Raw genomic sequence first — 4,863 nt, 5'->3', positions numbered from 1 at the left:
ACCCGACCCCGTACATCACCGAGATCTGGGCCGGCCTCGGCCTCGGCTACCCGCACGCCGAGATGGACCGCCTCTGGGACGAGATCACCGAACGCGCCCCGCACCACTACGAGGCACACTTCAGCGCCCTGCAGTACTGGTGCGCCAAGTGGCGCGGCTCCGAGGACCTCGCCCGCGAGTTCGCGGAGCGGGCCGCCGCGAAGGCACCTCTCGGCAGCCTCCTCACCGCCATGCCGCTCATCGCCTGGTGGGAGCACCACGGCGACGAGGACGGCCAGGACCACTACCGCACCCCCGAGGTGACCGCCCTCGTCGACGCGGCCCTCGCGGACGCGGCCGCCGCCCCCGCCGGCCACCCGCGCCTGCCGGAGCTGCGGCACCTGCTGGCGTTCTTCCTGAGCATGCAGGACAGGGACGAGGCGGCGGTGGAGCAGTTCCGCCTGGTGGACGGCTATGTGGACGCGCTGCCCTGGCGCTACGACCCGGACCCGGCGGCGGAGTACTGCCGACTGCGGGACATCACGGTGGTCAACGCGGCGCGAGCCGCCGGACCGGGGGTCTGACCCGTGGGCGGCCTCGTCATCCTCCTCGCCGTGCTGGTCGGCGTCCGCGTGTACCGCCGCATCATGGGCGACTCCTCCCCCGGGTCCTCCCGGCGCGCCCGGGCCGCGGGCTTCCAGTCCGAGGAACGGCAGGACACCCGGCTGGCCGCGCCGCTGCCGCCCGAGCTGCGGCGCGCCCTCGCCGCGGCTTCGCGGGGCGACTGGCGGCCGGCGGCCGCTCTGATGGCCACCACCAGGGAGAACGAGGACTGGGAGCTGCGGTCCCAGTACGCGAACGCGCTGGGCGAAGCGGCGGCCGATGACGACGGCTGGCTCTCCGACTGGCAGGCCGCGGCGCCCGACGACCCGGACGCGGCACTGGTACGGCCCCACGCGACGGTCACGCTCGCGTGGAGGCTGCGCGGCGGAGGCTGGGCCAAGGACACCGGCCGGGAGCAGTTCGCGGGCTTCCACCGGGTGCTGCCGCGCTCACTCGAGGAGGTCGCGCGGGCCGCGGAGCTCAATCCCGGGGATCCCACGCCGTACGTCCCGGAGCTCTGGGCCGCCCTCGGGCTCGGCTACCCGCACGCCCGGATGGACCGCCTCTGGGACGAGATCACCGATCGCGATCCGCACCACTGCGCCGCGCACACCGGTGCCCTGCAGTACTGGTGCGCCAAGTGGCGCGGTTCGGAGGAACTGGCCGTCGCCTTCGCCCGCCGCGCCGCCGCCGGGGCGCCCCCGGGCAGCCTGCTGACGGCGCTGCCGCTGATCGCCTGGTGGGAGCACCACAAGGACGCGCGGCCCGCGGACTTCCGCTCGCCCGCGGTGGTCACGCTCGTCGACGCGGCCCTCGCGGACGCGGCCGCCGCCCGCCCCGACCACCCGCGCCTGCCGGAGCTGCGGCACCTGCTGGCGTTCTTCCTCACCAAGCAGCGGCGGTACGAGGCGGCGGTCGAGCAGTTCCGCCTGGTCGACGGTTACGTGGACGCGCTGCCCTGGCGCTACTACGAGCATCCGGCGGCGGCGTACTGCTCGGTGCGGGAGAAGGCGGTGCGCGGCGCCGGCCCCTTCTGGAAGATCTGACGCGACGGTGACGTCGTCCGGGCGGGGGAATCCGGCTCTCCGTCCGGACGTTCTTCTCTGCGAGACCACCGCTGGAGGAGAACCCGCATGTTCCTGCACCGCAGCTCCCCCGTTCTGCCCACGCCCGAGCAGGCGCTGAAGGGCCGCCCGGAGCCGGAGTTCACCGTGCCCGCCCGCCACACCGTGCTCGGCAACCCGCTCCTCGGCCCGTACCCGGAGGGCCTGGAGGTCGCCGACTTCGCGCTGGGTTGTTTCTGGGGCGCCGAGCGCAAGTTCTGGCAGACCGAGGGCGTCTGGACCACCCTCGTCGGCTACCAGGGCGGCTACACCGAGAACCCCTCCTACGAGGAGGTCTGCTCCGGCCTGACCGGCCACACCGAGGCCGTCCGCGTCGTCTTCGACCCGGCCGTCGTCTCGTACGCCGAGCTGCTCAAGGTCTTCTGGGAGTCCCACGACCCCACCCAGGGCTTCCGCCAGGGCAACGACGTCGGCACCCAGTACCGCTCCGCCGTCTACACCCACTCGCCCGCCCAGGCCGAGACGGCGGAGGCCTCCCGCGCCTCCTACCAGTCGGTCCTGACCGGCTCCGGCTACGGCACGATCACCACGGAGATCCTCCCCGCGGAGGGCCGCCCCCTGTACCTGGCAGAGCCGTACCACCAGCAGTACCTCGACAAGAACCCGGCAGGCTACTGCGGCATCGGCGGCACGGGGGTCAAGCTGAGTGCCCCGTCCGAGACCAACTGGGGCCGCTCCTGCCCGACCGGGCTCGCGCCTGCTCCCACGGACGACTGACCGTACGTGGGTGTCCCCACACCCCGCGCCGGCGTCCGCGTTCGGTGATCGCCGCGGCTGCCACACTGCGGCTCATGCCCCACGGGGACGCCGACTGACGGCTGACGCGGCCACTTCCGGGGTCAGGTGCCACGGGTAGGTCTCCGGTCGGCCCTGTGTCAGTGATCGCGGGCAGCCATTGCTTCGCCACGGAAAAATCCGGTCGAAGGGGCTGAACGCCGTCGCTAACCTTTGGCGGATGGAAATCCGGGCGTTCGAGGAACATGACTGGTCGCAGGTCTGGCCGATCATCGAGCAGATTGTCCGTAAGGGAGACACCTTCTGTTACGACCCTTTCCAGACCGAAGCGCAGGCACACGACATGTGGGTGGTACCGTCCCCGGGACACGTCGTGGTGGCCGTAGAGGGCCAGCGCGTGCTCGGCACCTCGAACATGTACCCCAATCGGCCCGGCCCCGGTTCCCACATCGCCAGCGGCAACTTCATGGTGGCCTCTGAGGCACGCGGCCAGGGTGTCGGCCAAGCACTGGGCGAGTATCTGCTCAACTGGGCCTCGACCTGCGGCTTTGCCGGCGTCCAGTTCAACGCGGTCGCGGCCTCGAACACGCCCGCCACCAGACTGTACGAGCGCCTCGGGTTCACCGTCATCGGCACCGTCCCAGGTGCATTCCGGCATCCGACGCTGGGTCCGGTCGGACTGCACGTCATGTATCACGACCTGGGCGCCTGACCCTGTTCATACCGGACGACCGGCCGGTCCCCCACCCTCATGGCTCGGTGAGAGCCAAGCAGCCATGAGGCCTGCTCATGCTCATGCGCCGCGGGAACTGCGCGCGCCGGAACCTCCAAGCCGAGCCCACGAAGCTGGGCCACATGGCGACCGAGACCCGCAGGCACGGGCGTCTCCTGCCCGATCGGTGTCGCGAAGGCTGATGGCTGAGCCGCTCTCGCAGCAGGCGACGGCGACGCTGAAGGCGCTGCTGACCGGTTCGGACCCGGTGAGCAGCGCCCTGCGCGCTCGGATCCCGCACACCCAGGTCACACGCAGGTGCGGAACCGGGCGGCCTACCGCGGCATCGGCGGCGCGGGCGTCACGCAGAGTGCCCCGTCCCGGACCAAGCGGAGCCGCTCCTGCCCGACCGGAGTCGCGGGCCTGGCAGGCCCGGGAGAACTGACGCCGGTCTCGGCCGGACAGGGGGCGTCATCCGTTCGGGCGTCGGCGTCCGGCTTCTGGTCGGTACGCTGACGCGAGGGATCAGAATCTCGTCCATGGGAGAAGCAATGACCACCTCCGCCGACGGGCACCCACTCATCCCTCAGCCCCCTGCCACCGTAACGGCGCTCCGCCAGGCAGTCGCTCAGATCTCGCCGGCCGCGCTGCCCGCGTTCACCCGTGAGCTTGATCAGGCAGCGGACCAGGCACGGCAGGGATCCGACCTCGCCCCGCTGCAGAGGTTCATCGCGCAATGGGCTGTACACGTTCACATCCAGCGTCAGCCCGAGGTGGCACGCGAGCTTCGGTTCTGGGAAGACGCCGCTGAACAGGGAGACGCCGAGGACGCCCGCAGAGCGGCGTCGGAGATCGGCAGGATCCTTGACACCGCGCACGCCGCGATCATCCAGCGCGATCAGTGAACGCGGACTGGCACTGGGAGTACGACCCGGACCGCACGCACGTCACCGGAGGACTCGCCGGTCGAGTCGTGGCCGAGGTCGAACGGCTCGCAGGGCAACTTGTGGAGCTCGCAGATGCAGGCGTCGATGTCAGCGAGTTCGGCAACGGCCCTCGTCCCGGAGGCTTGCGGCGGATGGACGCGGCGGGCGGCTGGTTCTACTTCCTGGTGTCTCCCACGGACCGGCTCATCGTCGTGGTGAGGATCGTTCCGCCGTTCAATACGCTGTAGGGCCGTCGGCCATTTGTGCCGCCATGGCATCGGCCCTGGTCCGGGTGTCCGGCCGACCGGTGTCCGGGGTGCGGTCAGGCCTTGCGGACCACGCTGGACTTCAGCTGCATCGCGCCGAAGCCGTCGATCTTGCAGTCGATGTCGTGGCCGTCCACGCCGTCGACCAGGCGGATGTTGCGCACCTTGGTGCCGGCCTTGATGCCGCTGGGGCTGCCCTTGACCTTGAGGCTCTTGATCACCGTGACGGTGTCGCCGTCGGCGAGCACGTTGCCGACCGAGTCCCGGACGACCCCGTCCCCGGCGGTGTCCGCGGCGTCGGCGGAGTCGGACGCGGGCGCCCACTCGTGCGCGCACTCCGGGCACACCAGGAGCGAGCCCATCTCATAGGTGTACTCGCTGGAGCACTCGGGGCACGGGGGCAGGGTTTCGGTGCCGCGCGCCATCAGGACGGCCTCGCCCTTGTCGAAGCCGAAGCGGTGGATCTTACGGTAGGTGCGGACCAGCTCGCCGTCCGGGGAGTAGACGAGAGAGGTGTT

At 71.2% G+C, this 4,863-nt stretch carries 6 protein-coding genes and 1 pseudogene; 6 read left to right on the top strand and 1 reads right to left on the bottom strand.

The window, feature by feature from the left end:
- From GUY61_RS34790 to GUY61_RS34765, 6 genes and pseudogenes are all read left to right on the top strand, one after another.
- A pseudogene (locus GUY61_RS34790) lies at positions 1-563 on the top strand (hypothetical protein); the annotation flags it as partial.
- 3 nt (positions 564-566) lie between these two features.
- Positions 567-1,628 (top strand): hypothetical protein, encoded by a 1,062-nt coding sequence (locus GUY61_RS34785; protein ID WP_398957999.1) that lies wholly within the window; start codon positions 567-569, stop codon positions 1,626-1,628.
- 87 nt (positions 1,629-1,715) lie between these two features.
- Complete coding sequence (gene msrA, locus GUY61_RS34780) at positions 1,716-2,423, top strand: peptide-methionine (S)-S-oxide reductase MsrA (RefSeq protein WP_166634316.1); 708 nt, start codon at positions 1,716-1,718, stop codon at positions 2,421-2,423.
- A gap of 238 nt (positions 2,424-2,661) precedes the next feature.
- The gene (locus tag GUY61_RS34775) at positions 2,662-3,153 is read left to right on the top strand and encodes a GNAT family N-acetyltransferase (protein WP_166634315.1); all 492 of its coding nucleotides are present in this window, start codon (positions 2,662-2,664) and stop codon (positions 3,151-3,153) included.
- Positions 3,154-3,704: 551 nt separating this feature from the next.
- A complete protein-coding gene (locus tag GUY61_RS34770; RefSeq protein WP_166634314.1) occupies positions 3,705-4,058 on the top strand; it encodes a DUF6247 family protein in 354 nt (117 codons plus the stop codon).
- On the top strand, positions 4,055-4,327 hold the full coding sequence (locus GUY61_RS34765; protein WP_166634313.1) for a hypothetical protein: 273 nt from the start codon (positions 4,055-4,057) through the stop codon (positions 4,325-4,327). The genes GUY61_RS34770 and GUY61_RS34765 overlap by 4 nt, the downstream gene beginning before the upstream one ends.
- A gap of 74 nt (positions 4,328-4,401) precedes the next feature.
- On the opposite strand, the gene GUY61_RS34760 is transcribed toward GUY61_RS34765, so the two are convergent.
- The coding region (locus GUY61_RS34760) for a zinc ribbon domain-containing protein YjdM (protein ID WP_279576888.1) at positions 4,402-4,863 on the bottom strand (462 nt) is incomplete at its 5' end.

Origin of the sequence: Streptomyces sp. GC420 (assembly GCF_009916105.1) — a bacterium.
In the GTDB taxonomy this organism is placed as follows: Bacteria; Actinomycetota; Actinomycetes; order Streptomycetales; family Streptomycetaceae; genus Streptomyces.
The sequence above is the reverse complement of the archived record's forward strand: the minus strand, read 5'-3'. Positions and strand labels throughout refer to the sequence as shown.